Here is an 18591-nt window from a genome sequence, read left to right as displayed (position 1 = left end):
ACTCTTGGAGCAAGCTCCAAGGGTTCCGCTCGACTTGCATGTATTAGGCACGCCGCCAGCGTTCGTCCTGAGCCAGGATCAAACTCTCCATTATAGAGAACATTTGACTGCTCTGTACTTGCTGGCGCATCGCCGTCCGAAGACGCGCGATTCGCTTTGATCTGCATGAGCTGATCAGTAGGTTTGCGCGGGCCGTTTGCGCGGCCGTTGCTGTTTGTTGACGTTTTGCTGTTCAGTTTTCAAGGTTCAGTTGGTGTGCCGCGCTCATTGGCGACTTTTCAATATTACCAGCTTCTTTTTAAGAAGTCAATAACTTATTTAATTTATTATTTTTCACATTTTTATTACGAAAAACGCGACAAGAAATAGTATAGCATCACTTCAAAATAGATACAAGCATTTTATTTAAAAAAGCCGATCTAAAGGTTAAGACCCTTTAAACCGGCGTTTTTTGAGGTTATTTATTCTTTTGGTCGCATCTGTGGGAACAATAAAACATCTCTAATAGAAGAAGAGTTTGTCAATAACATAATTAATCGATCAATCCCAATCCCCAACCCACCTGTTGGCGGCAATCCGTATTCCAAGGCTTCTATAAAGTCTTCATCCATCTCATGAGCTTCGTCATTTCCTTCGGCTTTTTCAATCAATTGCGCCTCAAAACGTTGACGTTGATCAATTGGATCATTCAACTCCGTAAAGGCATTAGCATGCTCACGGCGAACAATAAACAATTCAAAGCGGTCAGTAAAGCGCTCATCTTCTGGATTCTTTTTAGCTAAGGGAGAAATTTCGACTGGATGCCCGTAGATGAACGTCGGTTGAACTAACTGTTCTTCAACTTTTTGTTCAAAAAACTCGTTTAGGATATGTCCTACATCCATTGTAGGTTTTACATCAATGCCATTCTCTTTCGCCAGCGCATGCGCTTCTTCTTTTGTCATGCGCTGCCAAAAATCAACGCCTGTATATTCTTTTACAGCATCAGCCATATGTAGTCGTTTCCAACCTACAGCCAAGTCAATTTTATCTTCTCCGTATTGCACAGTAGTCGTTCCAAGAACTTCCTCTGCAATATGGGCTACCAGATTTTCAGTTAGCGCCATAATATCATTGTAATCGGCATAAGCTTCATATAATTCAAGCATAGTAAATTCAGGATTGTGGCGCGTGGAAATTCCTTCGTTGCGGAAGACGCGGCCAATCTCATATACTTTTTCCAAACCGCCGACAATCAAACGCTTCAAGTGAAGTTCGATCGCAATGCGAATATACAATTCCATATCTAATGCGTTGTGGTGTGTAATAAACGGTTTTGCAGCCGCTCCTCCAGCAATTGAATGAAGCATAGGCGTTTCCACTTCTAAAAATCCTGCATTATCTAAATAACGGCGCATGGATTGAATGATACGGCTGCGCAGAATGAACGTCTCTTTGCTCGACTCGCTTGTCAGCAAATCCAAATATCTCTGGCGATAACGTTGCTCTACATCTTTTAAGCCGTGAAATTTTTCAGGCAAAGGACGCAATGCTTTTGTAAGGAACTCAACTTCTTTTGCTTTAACTGATAGTTCCCCTACGTTTGTTTTAAAGACAGTGCCTTTAATGCCTAAGATGTCTCCAAGATCAACTGTGTTATAGAATTCATAAGCTTCTTCACCAATTGCATCTTTGCGAACGTAAATTTGAATTTGGCCTTTAAGATCTTGTATGTGGGCAAAGCCTGCTTTGCCTTTTCCGCGTTTTGTCATAACTCGTCCAGCAATCACTACTTCATGCGGAGTTTCTTCAAGTTCTTCTTTCGAAAGCTCTCCGTACTGCTCGATAATTTCCTGAGACAGGTGAGTTCGTTCAAAGCGCCCACCAAATGGATCCATTCCATTGTCCCGGAAATCCTGCATTTTTTGGCGTCTCACCAATATTTGATCATTTAATTCTTCTGACATGTCCTACACTCCTTTATCTATAAAAAGCCAATCTCATTCATGTATTTCTCTATTGTACACAATTTCTTACCATACTACATAAAAAAGCTGCCACAAATTTAAGGCAGCTTCTGCTTGAAATTTAAAATGCACTGCTGACATCTTCACGTTCCATTCGTTCTCACACTTCTTCTAACACTCTCAATTACGATGACCTTAGTTCGCGTCTTGTAAAAACGCTTCAAGATCTTTATATGATTTCCATAACCGAACTCCGTCTGTTTCTGAAACATCTCCAACTTCAAGATCCGGTTTTATTTCAAGCAGCGGAATTAATACAAAAGCCCGTTCATGCATTCGAGGATGCGGAAGAGTAAGCCGCTCAGTTTCCATGGTTACCTGATCATAGAGCAAAACATCAAGATCTATCGTTCGCGGTCCCCATCTAACGAGACGTTCCCGATTTAGAACTTCTTCAATCTCCTGACAGACCTTTAGCAACTCTAGTGCCTTTAATTCAGTTTCGAGCTGAACTACCATATTCAAGAACGGTTCTTGATCCACATATCCCACTGGGTCTGTTTCATAAAGCGAAGAGATGCGAGTCACTGTGATGGCTTGATGTGCCGCTAACAGAGAGACGGATTGCCTCAACATTTCAAAACGATTTCCCATATTAGAGCCGAGGGACAAATAGCTTTGATTCATGCGAAATTTCCTCGCGTCAGTTCAATGGCTACTGACTTGTAATGGCCAGGAATTGGCGGATCCGGTTTGATCAGCTGTACACAAATTCCCTGCACCAGAGGGAAATCGGAAAGGATACGTTCAGCCACGCTTTCCGCTACCGCTTCCACCAACTTCTTTGGCTCGCCTTCTACAATCGAGCGGCAAGCTTCATAAACTTCTCCGTAATGCACCGTATGTTCCAAAGCGTCCGTCTTCCCAGCTTCCCGCAAATCTACCGCTAATGAAACGGTCAGACGAAAACGCTGGCCTAGTTTCGTCTCCTCAGGAAATACCCCATGGTACCCATAGAATTCCATATCATTCACGTGAATAAAATCCATCATTTTTCCTCCTTGTATGGGCGTTTACCTGTCAACGCATCCATCATCCGAACCGCACGCACGGTTTCTTTTACATCATGGACCCGTACAATGTGACAACCTTGTGTTACGCCGTAGCAAATTGTGGCAAGCGAACCTTCCAGGCGTTCATCAACCGGGGCATCTATAATTTTTCCGATAAATGACTTTCTGGAGGTACCTAAAAGAATAGGGTAGCCCCATTCTGTCAATTGTCCAATTAATTTTATCGCTTCAAGATTTTGAGCTACCGATTTAGCAAACCCGACACCCGGATCAAGCCAGATGTTTTCGGGAGCTACACCTGCTTCCAACGAAATTTGGATACTTTCTTTAAAGTCATCCATAAGATTTTTTTGGAAATCCGAATATGACCTATCGTTACGGTTATGCATGAGGATGATCGGTACATTTCGCTTAGCTGCTACTTCTGCAATCGCAGGATCGTATTTAGCTCCCCAAATATCATTGATAATATGAGCACCTGCTGCGATAGCCGAATCCGCCACTTTCGACTTATAAGTATCAACTGAAATCAATACGTCAAATTGCTGCCTTATAGCTTTGATGACAGGGATGATCCGCTCGATTTCTTCTTCGTCTGATATTTGTACATGTCCCGGACGTGTGGACTCGCCGCCAATATCAATGATATCTACGCCAAAGCTAATCATTTGCCGGGCATGAGCCAGTGCCTGTTCAACTTCCGTATACTTTCCCCCATCCGAGAAAGAATCCGGTGTAACATTCATTATGCCCATCACGAGCGTTTTATCTTTAAAATTGATTTCCAAGAAGACTCACCGTCCAAACTTAATGTATGCATCTAGTTCCTCGTAAATAAAAGCGCGCCTTCATCTTACCTTAACTGACCTCTTTTTTTCCACATAAAAAAACGAGCAAGCACGAAGCTTACTCGTTTTCACCGCTAATTTTTAGTTGGATTCTTCAAATTGGTAAAGTGGTGTGCTTAAGTAACGTTCTCCGTTGGACGGGATGATCGCCAAGACTTTCTTGCCTTTGCCTAATTTTTTAGCTACTTGAAGCGCAGCATAAATGGCGGCGCCCGAAGACACCCCTCCAAGAATACCTTCTTCACGCGCTGCTTGTCGCGCTGTTTCATAAGACTGATCATTGGTAACCTGAATGATCTCATCGTAGATTTCAGTATTTAATACAGCAGGTACAAACCCTGCGCCGATCCCTTGAATTTTATGCGGACCCGGCTTGCCGCCTGACAAGACTGGTGAATCAGTAGGTTCTACCGCAACAATATGGATACCGGAATACTTTTCTCTTAATACTTGGCCAGCACCTGTAATGGTTCCGCCTGTACCGATACCTGATACAAAAGCGTCCAATTGATCGCCCATCGTTTCAACAATCTCCGGTCCTGTAGTCAACCGATGCACTTCAGGGTTCGCTTCGTTGTTGAACTGCTGCGGCATAAACCAGCCGTTTTCAGCCGCTTTTTTCTCGGCAGTCTTGATAGCGCCGTTCGGTCCGTTCATTCCGTCTGCTCCAGGCGTCAAAATCAATTCCGCTCCGTAAGCACGCAATAAGTTGCGACGCTCCATGCTCATTGTTTCCGGCATAACCAAAACAGATTTATAACCTTTTGCTGCTGCAATCATTGCTAGGCCAATTCCTGTATTACCGCTTGTCGGCTCAATAATGGTATCGCCTTCTTTTAAATCTCCGGATTTTTCAGCCGCCTCGATCATCGCCAGTGCAATACGATCTTTAACACTGCTGCCTGGATTGAAGTATTCTAATTTCAAATAAACGTCCGCATCTTCAGGACCTGTTAACCGGTTTAATTTCACAATTGGTGTTTGTCCAATCAATTCAGTAATAGAGTTTCCTACACGCGCCATTCTTCAACACTCCTAATCCCTAGTAATTTTGTCGACTTTAATAAAGCTAATGGTATCAATAACAAGTACAGTTTGTCAAATTGTATGAATTCATAAAAAATAGACGTTTCATAAACGAAACGTCCAGTTAAAACTTATTCTCCGTAAAACCATTCAGCGTCAAATTCCTGCCAAAATGCTTCTGGAGTAACCGATTGCGGCAATTGTTCAAGCGCCAGTTCCCGATTGATGTGATCGGCTACATCTTCAAACGAAAATGTTTGGCCATCCACTTTTTCTGTAACGGAAATTACAGCGGTCCTGCCATCTTCAAGCGCCAGCGGACTTGACCAACCGCCAACCTCAACTTTCGCAACCGTCTTGGCAATATTGGCATCTACACCTGGTTCACCGCTGGAAATATAACCGATATCTCCACCAAGGTTGCCGGTGGCGCTGTCAATCGAGCGTTCGCGTGCTGTCGCTTCGAATGAAGAGCCTTTTTCCAGTTCCGCAATGGTCTCTTCCGCTTCTGCTGCTGAATTCAGAACAATCATGCGTGTTCGGTAAGAATCTTTTACATCATACAGCGACTCGTTATTTTCGTAGAAAGCTTTGATTTCACTGTCTTCGATAATAATGTCTTTTGTCAGGACTTTCTCCAAGATCAATTGAGCTTCTACTTTTTCACGCTGGCGCTTTTCATCCGCTGCGTATAATGCTGTTTCTGTGCTATCTTTCGATGAGCGCAGCAGCGCCAGTTCCAAGTCGATTTCTTTATCACTTACTTCGATCCCATAATCCTTCGCTGCTGTTGCCATGACTTTCTCATTGACCAACTCAAGCAGCGCTTCACGTCCATGCTGTTCCTCCATAGCGGCCAGCCATTCTTCGCGCGTGATGTCGTCTCCACTGACAGAAGCGACTTTTTCCGCATTGCCGGTGTCATTCGGAATCAGCCAAGCTAAAAACCACAAGAGATTGGCCAGCAATAAAACTCCTACGACTAAAAGCACGGGTTTAGTTTTTAAATGTCTCTTCGGCTTGCCTGTGCCTGCCGGCGGCCCAGGTCGCCGATTGTTAGGATTGAAGCTCATTGATGAACGACTCGAGTTCCTCTTTGGAATACTGATACGTTTCAAGGCAGAAATGGCATTGTGCTTCTGCCATGCCGTCTTCATCGATCATGTCTTGAATCTCTTTTTCTCCAAGCCCCAGAATAGCTGTTGCAAAACGGTCTTTGGAACAATTGCAATCAAAGTTTACCGGCATTTTATCAAGAATTTGAACATTTCCTTCTCCAAGAACCGCTTCAAGAATTTCTTCTGGCGACAGGCCCCGCTGAATCATTTTAGAAACAGGTTCAATATTCGATAGACGCTCTTCAATTTTTGTAATGGTTTCATCGTCTGTATTTGGCATTAATTGAATAATAAAACCGCCTGCTGACAAAATTGAATTATCGGTGTCTACCAACACGCCAAGACCCACTGAAGAAGGTACTTGTTCAGATGCCGCAAAATAATAAGTGAAATCTTCAGCAATTTCCCCTGATACGATCGGTGTCTGTCCCGTAAAGTTATCACGCATCCCTAAGTCTTTAACGACCGACATCATCCCATCTGTACCGACCGCTCGGCTGACATCCAATTTTCCTTGCTTATTCAAATCGAAATGAGTTTGAGGATTAGAGGCATATCCGCGCACGCCGCCTTTTGCATTGCTGTCCACCAGCAAGGCGCCGACCGGTCCACCACCTTCAAATTTTATCGTTACTTTATCGTCACCTTTCAGCATGGCACCTAGCATTACCCCGCCTGTCATAGCACGCCCTAAAGCTGCCGATGCCGTTGGCCACATCATGTGGCGTCGCTGCGCTTCTCCTACCGTTTCCGTACTATCTACTGCAAATGCGCGAACGCTTCCATTAAATCCTAAGCCGCGAACTAAATAATCTGACACATTTATCGTTCCTTTCTTTACGCCTGGTTGCGTTTATAAATTAAATACAGTCCTTTTAACGTCAAAAAGGGATCTACATAGTCAATAATTGTTGATTCACCCGCAATCAAAGAAGCCATGCCTCCGGTCGCAATGACTGTCGGCTTTTCCTTGCTTTGCTTTTTCATCCGGGCTACAATGCCTTCCGCTTGTCCGATATAGCCATAGACAATCCCCGCCTGCATGGCAGAAATCGTGTTTTTGCCCACTACATTGTCCGGTGTGGCGATTTCGATCCGCGGCAGTTTAGAGGCGCGCGCATACAACGCTTCTGTTGAAATATTGATGCCCGGAGCGATGGCGCCTCCCATGTATTGCTGCTTTTCATTAATATAACAGAAAGTGTTGGCAGTGCCAAAGTCCACAATGATCAAGGGACCGCCGTATTCGTGGATGGCTGCAACTGCATTGACAATCCGGTCAGCCCCTACTTCCCGCGGATTATCGTATTTAATATTAAGCCCAGTTTTCACGCCAGGTCCGACGATCATCGGTTTTACTTGAAAATATTTTTGGCACATCCGGTCCAGCGCAGACATGATTGGCGGTACAACAGAGGACATGATAATACCGTTTATCGATGAAAATGTCAGGCCGGCATCGCTTAGAAATGCTTTGATCTGCATTCCGTATTCATCTTCTGTTTTGTGGCGCAGAGTTTCCATGCGCCAATGGTGTATTAACTGATCCTGGTCGTAGACGCCCAGGACGATGTTGGTGTTTCCTGCGTCCAGTACTAAAATCATAATTTGCCCTCACTTATCGACGAATTTCCAACACATCATACCATAATTTGAGGAAAGCAAAAAGCTGGTTGCCTCTTCCCTTCAAAGGGAACGGGCAACCAGCTTGTTATTGTGTTTATTTGCGTTTTTCTTGAATTGGATCTCCTACCGGAGCCACTTCGCCTTCTTCAGATGGCAAATCTCCTGCTGAAGGATCAGATGGTGCACCGACTGCATCTGGAGTCTCACCGTCTTTTTCCAGATCAGGTGTATTGTCGTTTCCAAAATCACCGTTCAACGAATCATATGAACGTTCAGGAAGCGTTCCATGTTCCTTCAAGTGAAGAATCTGGGCAGCATCCAATGTTTCAACTTCAAGCAGTGTATTTGCAATCAATTTCAGAAGGTTCTGGTTTTTAGTCAGAATCTCTTTTGTGCGGATATACTGCTCTTTGATGATGCGTTGGACTTCCTGATCGATTTCAAAGGCAATCGCATCGGAATAGTTTTGTTCCGAGTTAAAGTCGCGACCTAGGAAAACATTACCGCCTTGCGCCGTACCGAATTGGACAGGTCCAATCTTGTCACTCATACCATATTCCGTTACCATGCTGCGGGCAATAGCCGTTGCACGTTGGAAATCATTATGGGCGCCGGTCGATACTTCGCCAAATGAAAGATCTTCAGCCACACGGCCTCCGAGCAATCCAGCAATTTTATCGAGCAATTCCGGTTTCGTCATAAAATAGCGATCTTCTCTCGGAAGCATAACAGCATAGCCGCCAGCTTGGCCGCGAGGAACAATGGTTACTTTATGGACGATATCTGCGTCATCCAATATTAAGCCGATAACGGTATGTCCGGATTCGTGGAATGCCACGATATTGCGCTCTTTTTTCGAAATGACGCGATTTTTCTTAGCAGGACCCGCGATAACACGGTCAGATGCTTCGTCAAGATCAGACATATCGATTTTGAGTTTACTGCGACGAGCTGCAACAAGTGCCGCTTCGTTCAATAAGTTCTCCAAGTCAGCACCTGAGAATCCAGGTGTACGCTGAGCGATAGCTTTCAAGTCAACGTTTTCCTCAAGCGGTTTATTGCGTGCATGTACTTTAAGGACTTCTTCACGGCCTTTAACATCCGGACGGCCTACAGTAATCTGACGGTCAAAACGTCCAGGACGGAGCAAAGCCGGATCCAGAATATCCGGACGGTTTGTTGCAGCAATAATAATGACGCCTTCGTTTGCACCGAAACCATCCATCTCAACCAATAGTTGGTTCAATGTCTGTTCACGCTCATCGTGTCCACCGCCGAGGCCAGCACCACGTTGGCGGCCGACTGCGTCAATTTCATCGATGAAAATGATACAAGGTGCATTTTTCTTAGCGTTTTCAAACAAATCACGCACTCGGGAAGCCCCGACACCAACGAACATTTCTACAAAATCCGAACCACTGATAGAGAAGAAAGGAACACCGGCTTCTCCAGCAACAGCGCGTCCCAATAAGGTTTTACCGGTACCCGGTGGTCCGACAAGCAAAATCCCTTTTGGAATCCGGGCGCCGATGTCTGCGAATCTGCGCGGATCTTTCAAGAAATCAACAACTTCTACAAGTTCCTGTTTTTCTTCGTCTGCTCCAGCTACATCATTGAAGCGGACTTTTTGTTTCTGATCATCATACAGCTTCGCTTTGCTTTTACCGAAGTTCATCACACGGCCGCCTCCGCCGCCTTGCGATTGATTAAGTAAGAAGAAGAAAAGGATGAAGATGATGATGAATGGAATAATGCCTGTGAAGAATGAAACCCATCCACTTGTTTGTGGAGCTTTCAAAAATTCAACCTGCACATCCTGTGAAGTGGCGACTTCATCGATACGAGTCGTCAAAGCTTCGTTTTCAAGCGGAACATTGGTAACAAAGGATTGCCCGTCTTCGTAACCGGTCATTTTCCCTGTCACTTCGTAAACCATCGCATCTGGCTGAATAGTTACTTCTTCAATTTCTCCGTTTTCCAATGCTGCCAAAAACTCGTTATATCCTATATTTTCAGTCGGCTGGTTACTGTTGTTAAAGGTACCCAGAATCCCGATAATAACTAGGAAAATCAGTAAATAAAATATGGTGTATCGAAATATCCGATTCATCCCGCGCCTCCTCATAAAGTTTCCCTAAAACTATACTAAATACTACCATAGGAACATTTAAGCATACAACGAAAAGGCCTTATTCCCGCTGCTGTTTTCACAGACTGTGAACGAACATTGTCTATTCTTCTTCTCCGCTATAAACCGAAGGCTTAAGAATGCCGATATACGGCAAATTCCGGTATCTTTCTGCATAGTCGAGTCCGTAGCCCACGACGAACGCATCAGGCACTTCAAAACCAACATAATCAGCTTTCAAGTCTACTTTCCGTCCTGTCGGCTTGTCGAGCAATGTAACAATTTTGATTGATTTTGCTTTCCGGTACTTAAACAAGTCCACTAAATAACTAAGCGTCAACCCACTGTCGATGATGTCTTCAATGATCAGAAGATCGCGGCCTTCTACACTGGCGTTCAAATCTTTGATGATTTTCACTTCTCCAGAAGAAACGGTAGCGTTCCCATAGCTCGATACATCCATGAAATCCATTTCGACAAAACCGTCAATGCGCTTCATCAGATCTCCCATGAAAGGCATTGCGCCCTTTAACACTCCAATAGCCAAAGGATACTTATCTTTGTAGTCCTCAGTCAATGTCGCTCCCAACTCACGAGCTTTTTCCTGCAGCCGTTCTTCACTAATCAATACTTCTTTAATGTCGTTCTGTAACATGGTGGGCCTCCTAGTAATCCTTGTTTTACATTCTATAAAAATTGTTCAATTAGTACCCAATTGTCTTCGTCGCGTTTTTGTCGACTGACCATAGCGGATGGGCGTAAGCCTGGCACTAATAAAAGTTCGTTTTTGTCAGTAGTAATGACAGGCCAACTTTCTCTCATAGGCACAGGAATTTTTTCATCAATCATCAAGCGCGCCAATTTCTTCGGCCGTTCCATTCCGGCAAGCTGAATCCGGTCCCCCGGCTTTCTGCTTCTTAAATAAAACCGGGAATCTTCCGATGCGTGAAAATACCAAACTACTGCATTTTCGACTTTTTCAAATTGGGTGAAAGGTATCGCTTTGTAGCGGCAGCCACAGTGAATCGGCGTCCAATCAGTGGTAAGTAAGACAGACGCTGATGCAGCCATTTGTTCCAGCGATTGGCGATTGAGGAAAACCGTGTCGTATTGGCGGGTCGCTACATAATTTTGCGGCAAATGTAAAAAAACAGTGCCCGAAGAACTTTGCATCATCTCCTGCATTTGTTCGACCAGCTGTCTTGTTACGGGAATTTGCTTCGGATTATATAGATAGTTTAATAGTAGTAGAACCATTCTTTTTTGTAAAGCACGCGCTTCAAGTCTGAATCTTTTGGCAGACAAAATGATTCCTTCTTCTTTTATTTGGATCAGTTGCTGTAATTTTTCTTCGGTCAGCTCCTGTAGAAATTGCTGATCCTGCTGCATGTCCTCGGCCAGCTCCACAAAGTTTTGGGAAACCGCCTTGTTTTCTTCTTTAAGAAGCGGCAAAATCCGCTGCCGCAGCCGATTTCGGGTATACGCCGATTCCCGATTGCTCGAATCTTCACGATACGGAACCCCTTGCGCTTTAGCATAAGCTGCAATCTGCTCCTTATCTACCGCCAGTTGAGGCCGAATTAACAAACCGCATCCAAACGGACGGCTGGCTGGCACGCCAAATGAACCATCCTGAAGGCTCCCTCTTAACCCTGACATAAGGATAGTCTCAAGTTGATCGTCGGCATGATGAGCAGTGGCAATTTTTTCGGCCCCTGTTTGTTCCATAACTTCTAGAAAGTAAGCATATCGTTCAGAGCGACACAGTTGCTGCTTGTTGCCGCCTTTCGCTTTCCAGAGCTCCGGGATTGGAATGGCACGCCCAAAAAATTCCAATCCCCATTCCCTGGCTATTTGCTTTACAAATAAAAAATCCTGACGAGACTCTTCGCCTCTTAACATATGATCTACATGAACCGCTGCCACTGAAATTTCCAGTTCATCTTTTTGGGAATTCAAGAAATGAAGCAATGCCATAGAATCAATGCCCCCCGAACAGCCAACCAACACCTGGTCTCCCGTTTGGAGCAACTCATGCTTGCGAATATGCTTCATCATCAGCTCATGAAAATTTCTCATTTTTTCACCTCGCTTGCCTATGCCTTCCTTCCAAGAGTGTACAGAAGGATAGGATAAAATTATTTTCAAATGGCAATTGACAGGCGCACCTTTCAATAGTATGCTATTAAATGTTCGTTTAAACAAGGCGGCGTAGCTCAGCTGGCTAGAGCGTACGGTTCATACCCGTGAGGTCGGGGGTTCGATCCCCTCTGCCGCCATAATTTTTCAATTAAAGAGTTCAACCTAAAAGCAGCGTCCTTTATTGGGCGCTGCTTTTTTGTCGGGAATAAACTGCCCAGCCAAAACAGCAGAATGTGATAAAAAAAACGCTTCCCAGGTGAGAAGCGTTTGAATATGAAATTCCAGCTGTGTTGAAGCATTTCCCTATACTATTAAAACAGCTAGCAAGTTAGCCTCTTTTTGCACCTCTGCCTCCGCGCTTCGATTCAGTAGCGCGTTTTAAGGTCGTCATATTTTCTTCGCTATCTTTCAAAAACTTCGCCATTTTTGTTTCGAAGTTCTCTTTTGGAGCGCGATCAAATGAACGATTGCTTGGGCGTGGTCGTTGTGGTCGGTCTGTACCGCCGGGTGGTTGTGGCTTCGCTTTACGAATGGAAAGGCCGATCTTACCGTCTGCTTCTACATTCATGACTTTAACTTCTACCATTTCGCCAACTTTAAGATGATCATTGATATCTTTGACATAGTTGTCAGCGACTTCACTTATATGCACGAGGCCTGTTGCACCAGTTGGAAGCTGTACAAATGCTCCAAAGTTTGTAATACCTGTGACTTTACCTTCTAACTTGCTGCCTACTTCAATCGACATAAAAAAAATGCTCCTCCTTAAAAATTAAGATGACTCCAAAATCCTGGGCCATACTGTCATTTTGCGGGACTTGTCCCACTTTTTATTATAACCATCAAAAAAAGAGTGTCAACCGACTACTCTTTTTCTGATGGTTTTTCTTCATCTTTTTTTTCATCGTGCGGTGTGGTAAAGATAATCTCTCCCTCATCTGAAAGGAAATAATCTTTGCGCGCTAATTTCGCTAAATATTCCTCATCATTCAATAACAGAATCTGCTCTTCCAGCTGATCTTGCTGTTTTTCAACTTCTTCAAGTTTGATCAAGGCCTCTTCACGAAGCTGTTCCTTTTCAGAAATGGTCTGGGTTTGTGCATAAATGGTCGATCCCACCCAGATAGTTGCCATCAGAACTAGCAAGCCAAAGACCGTCAACCTTCTAAGCAGCCGGACCCGATGAGCTTTTTTGCGCTGCCCTTCCATTTCAACCGAACGGACATAGTCATTGCGAATTGAGGTGACTTCGCGTTTATCCGCCTTGTTGTCTCTATTCAAACTCATGACCCGCTCCCCTTCCATACTAACTTTGTCATTATTATACATGAAAACCCTTGATATTATAAGCTTTTTGAATAATTTTCCCTATTTTCACTCCATTTCTTTATACATCCAGTTGAATTCTTCATTCATTATTAATAAAAATACTGTTGACTTAATTTTTATACAGTCTTATAATACTAATCATTAACTTTAAATGAACGTTATCCAGCTTTTTATAGATTTTTAAAAAAGATGAATTTATAAATATACAAAATTAATGAATAAAATTGGAGTGAAGCAAATGACAGGTTTATTGACGTTAGCAAACGGAAAATCATTCAAAGGCCATTGGCACGGGAAAGCTTCCGCCATTCAAGGAGAAATCGTCTTTTTCACGGGCATGACCGGCTATGAAGAAGTGCTTACAGATCCTTCCTACAAAGGCCAGATTATCGTTTTTTCTTATCCCCTTATCGGTCAGTATGGCATTCAGTCGCTTTATGCACAGTCCGACTGCATTCAAACGGCTGGAATCATTGTGGCAGGCTTATATGAAGGTCCTCTCGGTAAAGATGCTATTTCGCTCATCAAATTCGCTGACCTCCACAACATCCCGATCATGAGCGGTGTGGATACACGTTCAGTTATTCAAAATGTCCGTGAATCAGGAACTATGCAATCGCAGATGGTTCATTCATCGCGGCAAGAGCTAGATTGGCAGCCTGTACAAACTTATTTCTTTCCAGCTACTACAACAAGTGACGAGATCCAGACTGTAGGCGCTGGTTCAAGCCATATTGGCTTGATCGACTTCCATTACAAATCTTCCATTTTAACCGAGCTGCTTCATTTGGATTGCAAAGTAAGCATCATTCCATACGCAACACCGACTGACAAGCTTGATTCATTGGAACTCGATGGCCTGCTTTTCTCCAACGGTCCGGGAGATCCGGCAGCACTTCAACATCTATTTCCTACATACCGCGATTGGGCTGAACGTTATCCCAGTTTTGGCATCTGCCTTGGCCATCAGGTATTAGCTTCGGCATTCGGCGCAAAAACAACTAAGCTTGCATATGGCCACCGGGGAGCCAATCATCCGGTCATGAACCTGCAGACCAAGCGAGTCAGCATGAGCTCTCAAAATCACAGTTATGTCGTGGAAAGCGCCAGCCTGAAGGACACGCCATTTTCCGTTCTTTATGAAAACGTTAATGATGGCAGCATCGAAGGACTTGTCCACGAAACCCTGCCGTTAACTACGGTCCAATTCCATCCGGAAGCGGCACCAGGTCCAGCTGACCATCTTGAATTATTCCACCAATTTTTAGCAATGACCAAACAGAAAGAAGGAGTGAAGATGCATGCCTAAACAAGAACAAATCAAGAAAGTGCTGGTTATCGGCTCAGGTGCCATCGTCATAGGCCAGGCCGCTGAGTTCGATTATTCCGGCACACAGGCATGTGTAGCTTTAAAAGAAGAAGGCATCCATGTAATCCTCATCAACAATAATCCGGCCACCATCATGACGGATAAATCAGTTTCCGATCAAGTATATTTTGAACCGATGACCTTGGAAAGCGTCGTCGCCATCATTGAAAAAGAGCGCCCAGACGGTTTATTGGCAACCGTCGGCGGTCAAACCGGCTTGAACTTGGCGATGTCGTTGTATGATTCCGGCATTTTGAAGCAATACGGTGTCACTTTGCTCGGTACGGACATGAAAGCCATCAAACAAGCGGAAGACCGTGAGCAGTTCCGGTCCTTAATGAATCAGCTAAATGAACCTGTTCCCGACAGTGACATCATCTATTCGATTGAAGGGGCTTTAGCATTTGCCGCTGCCGCAGGTTATCCTCTCATCGTGCGTCCTGCTTATACGCTTGGCGGCTTTGGCGGCGGGATTGCCGAAGATGAAAAGACCTACATTAAGCTGGTGAAACAAGGGTTAAGCGCCAGCCCCATCAAGCAATGTCTAGTAGAAATCAGCATTGCAGGCTATAAGGAAGTCGAATACGAAGTGATGCGCGATGCAGACGGAACGTGCATCACCATCTGCAATATGGAGAACCTTGACCCCGTCGGCGTACATACAGGCGATTCTATCGTAGTAGCACCCAGCCAGACTTTGAATGATAAAGATTTCCATATGCTGCGCAGCTCTTCGATCAATATTATCGAAGCACTTGGCATTATCGGCGCCTGCAATGTGCAGTTCGCGCTCCATCCAGAAACTTCAGATTATTATTTGATTGAAGTCAATCCGCGCGTCAGCCGGTCTTCTGCACTTGCTTCAAAAGCGACCGGCTACCCTATCGCCAAGATTGCCGCGAAATTAGCGATTGGCTATAAATTGGCTGAATTGAAAAATCCAGTGACCGGCACTACATTCGCGAGCTTTGAACCAGCTCTGGACTACGTGGCTGTAAAAATTCCACGCTGGCCATTCGATCAGTTTCCACAAGCGGAGCGCAAGCTCGGGACTCAAATGAAAGCGACTGGCGAAGTGATGGCTATTGAACGGCGTATGGAAGCCGCGCTGCAAAAAGCGATTCGCTCACTTGAATTGCCAATTGACGGCTTCCGTTTGGCAACACTTGCCGATTTTTCAACAGAAGATTTATGCCAATTGGCCATTGAAGCCGATGATCGCCGGTTGTTTGTTCTTTTCGAATTGCTGATCCGCGGCAAAACCATAGAGTTTCTTCATAGCATTACGGGCATTACCCCTTACTTTTTATCAATCATGGCCAATATTGTCGGTGAATGGCAGGAACTTCAGCAGATGGACTGGAACAGCATGACCCGCTCCCGCCTGCTGCAGGCTAAGACGCTTGGCTTCAGCGATCAGCAATTGGCTGATCTTTGGAATGTCTCTTGTCCGGAAATTTGGGGGCAACGCCGAATCTGGCAAGTGACCCCTGCATATCGCATGATCGATACGTGCGCTGCGGAATTCCGTTCAGATACAAATTACTTTTATTCCACATGGCAAGGTTCTTCTGATGTCACTCGTTCCCATCACAGCAAAAAAGTGGCCGTTGTTGGATCGGGTCCGATCCGGATCGGACAGGGCATCGAATTCGACTATTGCTGCGTGCACAGCGTCATGGCTGCACAGAAACTAGGCTATGAAGCAATCATGATCAACAACAATCCAGAAACAGTCAGCACCGATTACGAAGTGGCAGACGCTTTGTATTTCGAGCCGATGACGCCTGAAGATATTCTCAATGTTCTTGATTTTGAAGGCATTAACCAGGTTATTCTCCAGTTTGGCGGACAAACCTCGCTGAATGTTGCAGCTGCGCTGCAGGAAGCTGGAATTACCGTACTCGGATCGTCGGTGGATCTGCTGGATCAAATGGAAGACCGTGACCGCTTTTATGCGTTTTTGGAATCGATCGGCTTGCCGACCATTCCAGGCAAAACAGCGCTGGAAGCTTCAGCTGTCATCCCGGCAGCCCGTTCGCTCGGCTTTCCGGTGCTCTTGCGACCGTCTTATGTCATAGGTGGACGCGGCATGATCGTTTTGCATAATGAAGCGGAGCTTAGTGATTGGCTTCAGCAGACGACCATGGAGTTTCCTGTACTGGTCGATCACTTTGTCACCGGCAAGGAAGTCGAAGCCGATATTCTGACCGATGGCGAAAACGTTTGGGTCTCTGCTATTTTCGAACACGTGGAAGGAACTGGCGTCCACTCCGGTGACAGCATATCCATCACGCCGCCGGTTTCACTATCGGAACAGGCACTTCAGGAGTTATCTAAAACAGCGAAGCATATCGCTCGAAACATGGATTACACCGGCTTGTTCAATATCCAATTTGTCTACGAAGGCGATCAATTATTCGTTATGGAAATCAACCCGCGAGCATCACGAACGGCTCCAATCAGCTCGAAAGTGACCGATGTGCCGCTCGTGCAGCACGCCACATCTTTATTGTTGGGGGTGCCTTTCGAAGAACTTAATATTGAAGAGAGCTATAACGGACAGCCCGAATATACAGTAAAAGCACCGGTCTTCTCCCATATTAAATTGCCTGGTCTATCACCTATCCTGTCTCCTGAAATGATGTCGACAGGCGAAGTGATCGGCTCGAGTCCCGACCTTGATACCGCATTAGCCAAAGCGCTCAGCGGTGCATCTGTCCAATTGGCTAATTTGGCTGAAGGCGGCACTTTGTTTGTCGCGGAAGGGTCGATCGGCCAAGTGGACAGCTATTCATGGGAAGCACTCGGCTACAGCATTGTCACTGAGACACTCCTACCTTTTGAGGAATGGCTGAAAACGGAAGATAAAAAAGCGTATATCGACTTTGCCCCTGACCCGGAAAGCACCAACCCGAAGCAAGCTGCTATTCACCGTCTCCATGTCTGGACACGTCCTGAAACAGCGGCGGCTTTCAACGGAACGTATTCATCCATTACCGCATCAGCGAAAGGAGTGCTTGCAAAATGACAATGGCGATCCCGTTTGCCCCATCGATTATCCAAGAAGATTTTTTGTCTTTGAAAGATTACAGCACAGACGAAATCATGGATTTGCTGAATCTGGCGATTGAACTGAAAAAACCTGAGAACAAGTACTTGCCGCTTTTAAAAGGCAAGGTGCTCGGCATGATGTTTGAAAAAGCATCCACCCGTACACGTGTTTCATTCGAAGCCGGAATGCTACAACTTGGCGGCAATGCCATGTTTCTGAGTTCGCAGGACACACAAGTCGGAAGAGGCGAAACCATTGCCGATACCGGGCGCGTCCTGTCAGGTTATCTGGATGGATTAATGATTCGCACGTTCCATCAATCCACGGTTGAGGAATTAGCAGCTTTTAGCTCGATTCCTGTTATCAATGGATTAACGGATGACTATCACCCCTGCCAGGTGCTTGCGGATCTGATGACTATCCTCGAGCGTTTCGGTACTTTAAAAGGCAAGAAAATGGCGTATATCGGAGACGGCAATAATATGGCCAATTCCTTAATGATCGGTGCCGCTAAAGTCGGCATGGACATCAGCATCGCTTCGCCTGCCGCCTATGCTCCTACTGAAAAAATGGTGGCCTTGGCGAAAGACATTGCCCAATACACCGGTTCGACTATCGTCATTACCGACAGCCCGGAACAAGCGGTTGCCGGAAGCGACATTGTCTACACAGATGTCTGGGCCAGTATGGGCCAGGAGCAGGAAACCATTGAACGTCTGGAGCATTTCCAGGGCTTTCAGGTAAACGAGGAACTCGTCAAGCATGCCAATGAGGATTACATCTTCATGCATTGCTTGCCTGCACATCGCGAAGAAGAAGTGACAACCGGAATTTTGGAAGGACCGCATTCGGTAATTTTCCAAGAAGCTGAAAACCGCCTGCACGCACAAAAAGCGGTACTTGTTGTCTTGATGGCTGATAAATAAAAAAA

The 18591-nt window shown here is 45.2% G+C and carries 16 protein-coding genes, 1 tRNA gene and 1 rRNA gene; 4 read left to right on the top strand and 14 right to left on the bottom strand.

Annotated features, from left to right (window positions below):
- From FQV26_RS18945 to tilS, 12 genes are all read right to left on the bottom strand, one after another.
- Window positions 1-94: ribosomal RNA gene (locus tag FQV26_RS18945) — 16S ribosomal RNA — on the bottom strand; the annotation flags it as partial.
- A 367-nt stretch (window positions 95-461) separates the two neighbouring features.
- The gene (lysS, locus tag FQV26_RS18520; protein WP_146559569.1) at window positions 462-1946 is read right to left on the bottom strand and encodes a lysine--tRNA ligase; all 1485 of its coding nucleotides are present in this window, start codon (window positions 1944-1946) and stop codon (window positions 462-464) included.
- Between the two features lie 195 nt (window positions 1947-2141).
- Window positions 2142-2633, bottom strand: a complete 492-nt coding sequence (gene folK, locus FQV26_RS18515; protein WP_146559567.1) for a 2-amino-4-hydroxy-6-hydroxymethyldihydropteridine diphosphokinase — start codon at window positions 2631-2633, stop codon at window positions 2142-2144.
- Window positions 2630-2995 carry a dihydroneopterin aldolase gene (gene folB / locus FQV26_RS18510; RefSeq protein ID WP_146559565.1) on the bottom strand — a complete coding sequence of 122 codons (366 nt, stop codon included), beginning with the start codon at window positions 2993-2995 and terminating at the stop codon, window positions 2630-2632. The genes folK and folB overlap by 4 nt, the downstream gene beginning before the upstream one ends.
- On the bottom strand, window positions 2995-3807 hold the full coding sequence (folP, locus tag FQV26_RS18505; protein WP_146559564.1) for a dihydropteroate synthase: 813 nt from the start codon (window positions 3805-3807) through the stop codon (window positions 2995-2997). Before folP ends, folB begins: the two co-directional genes overlap by 1 nt.
- A 141-nt stretch (window positions 3808-3948) precedes the next feature.
- Entirely contained in the window at window positions 3949-4890 is a 942-nt protein-coding gene (gene cysK, locus FQV26_RS18500) for a cysteine synthase A (RefSeq protein ID WP_146559563.1), read from the bottom strand.
- 134 nt (window positions 4891-5024) lie between these two features.
- Complete coding sequence (locus FQV26_RS18495; RefSeq protein ID WP_146559561.1) at window positions 5025-5966, bottom strand: peptidyl-prolyl cis-trans isomerase; 942 nt, start codon at window positions 5964-5966, stop codon at window positions 5025-5027.
- Window positions 5950-6831, bottom strand: a complete 882-nt coding sequence (hslO, locus tag FQV26_RS18490; RefSeq protein WP_146559559.1) for an Hsp33 family molecular chaperone HslO — start codon at window positions 6829-6831, stop codon at window positions 5950-5952. The genes FQV26_RS18495 and hslO overlap by 17 nt, the downstream gene beginning before the upstream one ends.
- A 17-nt stretch (window positions 6832-6848) precedes the next feature.
- Window positions 6849-7616: a type III pantothenate kinase gene (locus tag FQV26_RS18485; RefSeq protein ID WP_146559557.1), complete on the bottom strand. Its 768-nt coding sequence runs from the start codon at window positions 7614-7616 to the stop codon at window positions 6849-6851.
- A 115-nt stretch (window positions 7617-7731) separates the two neighbouring features.
- Window positions 7732-9747 carry an ATP-dependent zinc metalloprotease FtsH gene (gene ftsH / locus FQV26_RS18480; protein ID WP_146559556.1) on the bottom strand — a complete coding sequence of 672 codons (2016 nt, stop codon included), beginning with the start codon at window positions 9745-9747 and terminating at the stop codon, window positions 7732-7734.
- 121 nt (window positions 9748-9868) lie between these two features.
- Complete coding sequence (gene hpt, locus FQV26_RS18475) at window positions 9869-10420, bottom strand: hypoxanthine phosphoribosyltransferase (protein ID WP_146559554.1); 552 nt, start codon at window positions 10418-10420, stop codon at window positions 9869-9871.
- A gap of 32 nt (window positions 10421-10452) precedes the next feature.
- A complete protein-coding gene (tilS, locus tag FQV26_RS18470; protein WP_146559552.1) occupies window positions 10453-11844 on the bottom strand; it encodes a tRNA lysidine(34) synthetase TilS in 1392 nt (463 codons plus the stop codon).
- Window positions 11845-11970: 126 nt separating this feature from the next.
- On the opposite strand from tilS, the gene FQV26_RS18465 reads away from it, so the two are divergent.
- A tRNA-Met gene (locus FQV26_RS18465) sits at window positions 11971-12044 on the top strand.
- Window positions 12045-12235: 191 nt separating this feature from the next.
- On the opposite strand, the gene FQV26_RS18460 is transcribed toward FQV26_RS18465, so the two are convergent.
- The gene (locus tag FQV26_RS18460) at window positions 12236-12655 is read right to left on the bottom strand and encodes a S1 domain-containing RNA-binding protein (RefSeq protein WP_146559550.1); all 420 of its coding nucleotides are present in this window, start codon (window positions 12653-12655) and stop codon (window positions 12236-12238) included.
- A gap of 116 nt (window positions 12656-12771) precedes the next feature.
- A complete protein-coding gene (locus tag FQV26_RS18455; protein ID WP_146559548.1) occupies window positions 12772-13194 on the bottom strand; it encodes an FtsB family cell division protein in 423 nt (140 codons plus the stop codon).
- 280 nt (window positions 13195-13474) lie between these two features.
- On the opposite strand from FQV26_RS18455, the gene FQV26_RS18450 reads away from it, so the two are divergent.
- Genes FQV26_RS18450 through argF form a run of 3 tightly spaced genes read left to right on the top strand, consistent with a single transcriptional unit; the run spans window position 13475 to window position 18586 of the window.
- Entirely contained in the window at window positions 13475-14545 is a 1071-nt protein-coding gene (locus tag FQV26_RS18450; protein ID WP_146559546.1) for a carbamoyl phosphate synthase small subunit, read from the top strand.
- Window positions 14538-17636 (top strand): carbamoyl-phosphate synthase (glutamine-hydrolyzing) large subunit, encoded by a 3099-nt coding sequence (locus FQV26_RS18445; protein ID WP_146559544.1) that lies wholly within the window; start codon window positions 14538-14540, stop codon window positions 17634-17636. Before FQV26_RS18450 ends, FQV26_RS18445 begins: the two co-directional genes overlap by 8 nt.
- Window positions 17633-18586, top strand: a complete 954-nt coding sequence (gene argF, locus FQV26_RS18440) for an ornithine carbamoyltransferase (RefSeq protein ID WP_146559542.1) — start codon at window positions 17633-17635, stop codon at window positions 18584-18586. Before FQV26_RS18445 ends, argF begins: the two co-directional genes overlap by 4 nt.
- The last annotated feature ends 5 nt before the right edge of the window (window positions 18587-18591 follow it).

Origin of the sequence: Planococcus sp. CPCC 101016, from assembly GCF_007859295.1 — a bacterium.
GTDB lineage: Bacteria > Bacillota > Bacilli > Bacillales_A > Planococcaceae > Planococcus.
Note: the sequence above shows the minus strand (reverse complement) of the source record. Positions and strands in the feature narration are given on the sequence as shown.

Excerpts from the sequence above, each read along its gene's own strand:
- hpt (WP_146559554.1), bottom strand. The coding sequence starts at position 10,420 with ATGTTACAGAACGACATTAAAGAAGTATTGATTAGTGAAGAACGGCTG.
- FQV26_RS18445 (WP_146559544.1), top strand. The coding sequence starts at position 14,538 with ATGCCTAAACAAGAACAAATCAAGAAAGTGCTGGTTATCGGCTCAGGT.
- folK (WP_146559567.1), bottom strand. The coding sequence starts at position 2,633 with ATGAATCAAAGCTATTTGTCCCTCGGCTCTAATATGGGAAATCGTTTT.
- FQV26_RS18450 (WP_146559546.1), top strand. The coding sequence starts at position 13,475 with ATGACAGGTTTATTGACGTTAGCAAACGGAAAATCATTCAAAGGCCAT.
- FQV26_RS18460 (WP_146559550.1), bottom strand. The coding sequence starts at position 12,655 with ATGTCGATTGAAGTAGGCAGCAAGTTAGAAGGTAAAGTCACAGGTATT.
- argF (WP_146559542.1), top strand. The coding sequence starts at position 17,633 with ATGACAATGGCGATCCCGTTTGCCCCATCGATTATCCAAGAAGATTTT.
- FQV26_RS18495 (WP_146559561.1), bottom strand. The coding sequence starts at position 5,966 with ATGAGCTTCAATCCTAACAATCGGCGACCTGGGCCGCCGGCAGGCACA.
- tilS (WP_146559552.1), bottom strand. The coding sequence starts at position 11,844 with ATGAGAAATTTTCATGAGCTGATGATGAAGCATATTCGCAAGCATGAG.
- FQV26_RS18455 (WP_146559548.1), bottom strand. The coding sequence starts at position 13,194 with ATGAGTTTGAATAGAGACAACAAGGCGGATAAACGCGAAGTCACCTCA.
- FQV26_RS18485 (WP_146559557.1), bottom strand. The coding sequence starts at position 7,616 with ATGATTTTAGTACTGGACGCAGGAAACACCAACATCGTCCTGGGCGTC.
- lysS (WP_146559569.1), bottom strand. The coding sequence starts at position 1,946 with ATGTCAGAAGAATTAAATGATCAAATATTGGTGAGACGCCAAAAAATG.
- folB (WP_146559565.1), bottom strand. The coding sequence starts at position 2,995 with ATGGATTTTATTCACGTGAATGATATGGAATTCTATGGGTACCATGGG.
- cysK (WP_146559563.1), bottom strand. The coding sequence starts at position 4,890 with ATGGCGCGTGTAGGAAACTCTATTACTGAATTGATTGGACAAACACCA.
- ftsH (WP_146559556.1), bottom strand. The coding sequence starts at position 9,747 with ATGAATCGGATATTTCGATACACCATATTTTATTTACTGATTTTCCTA.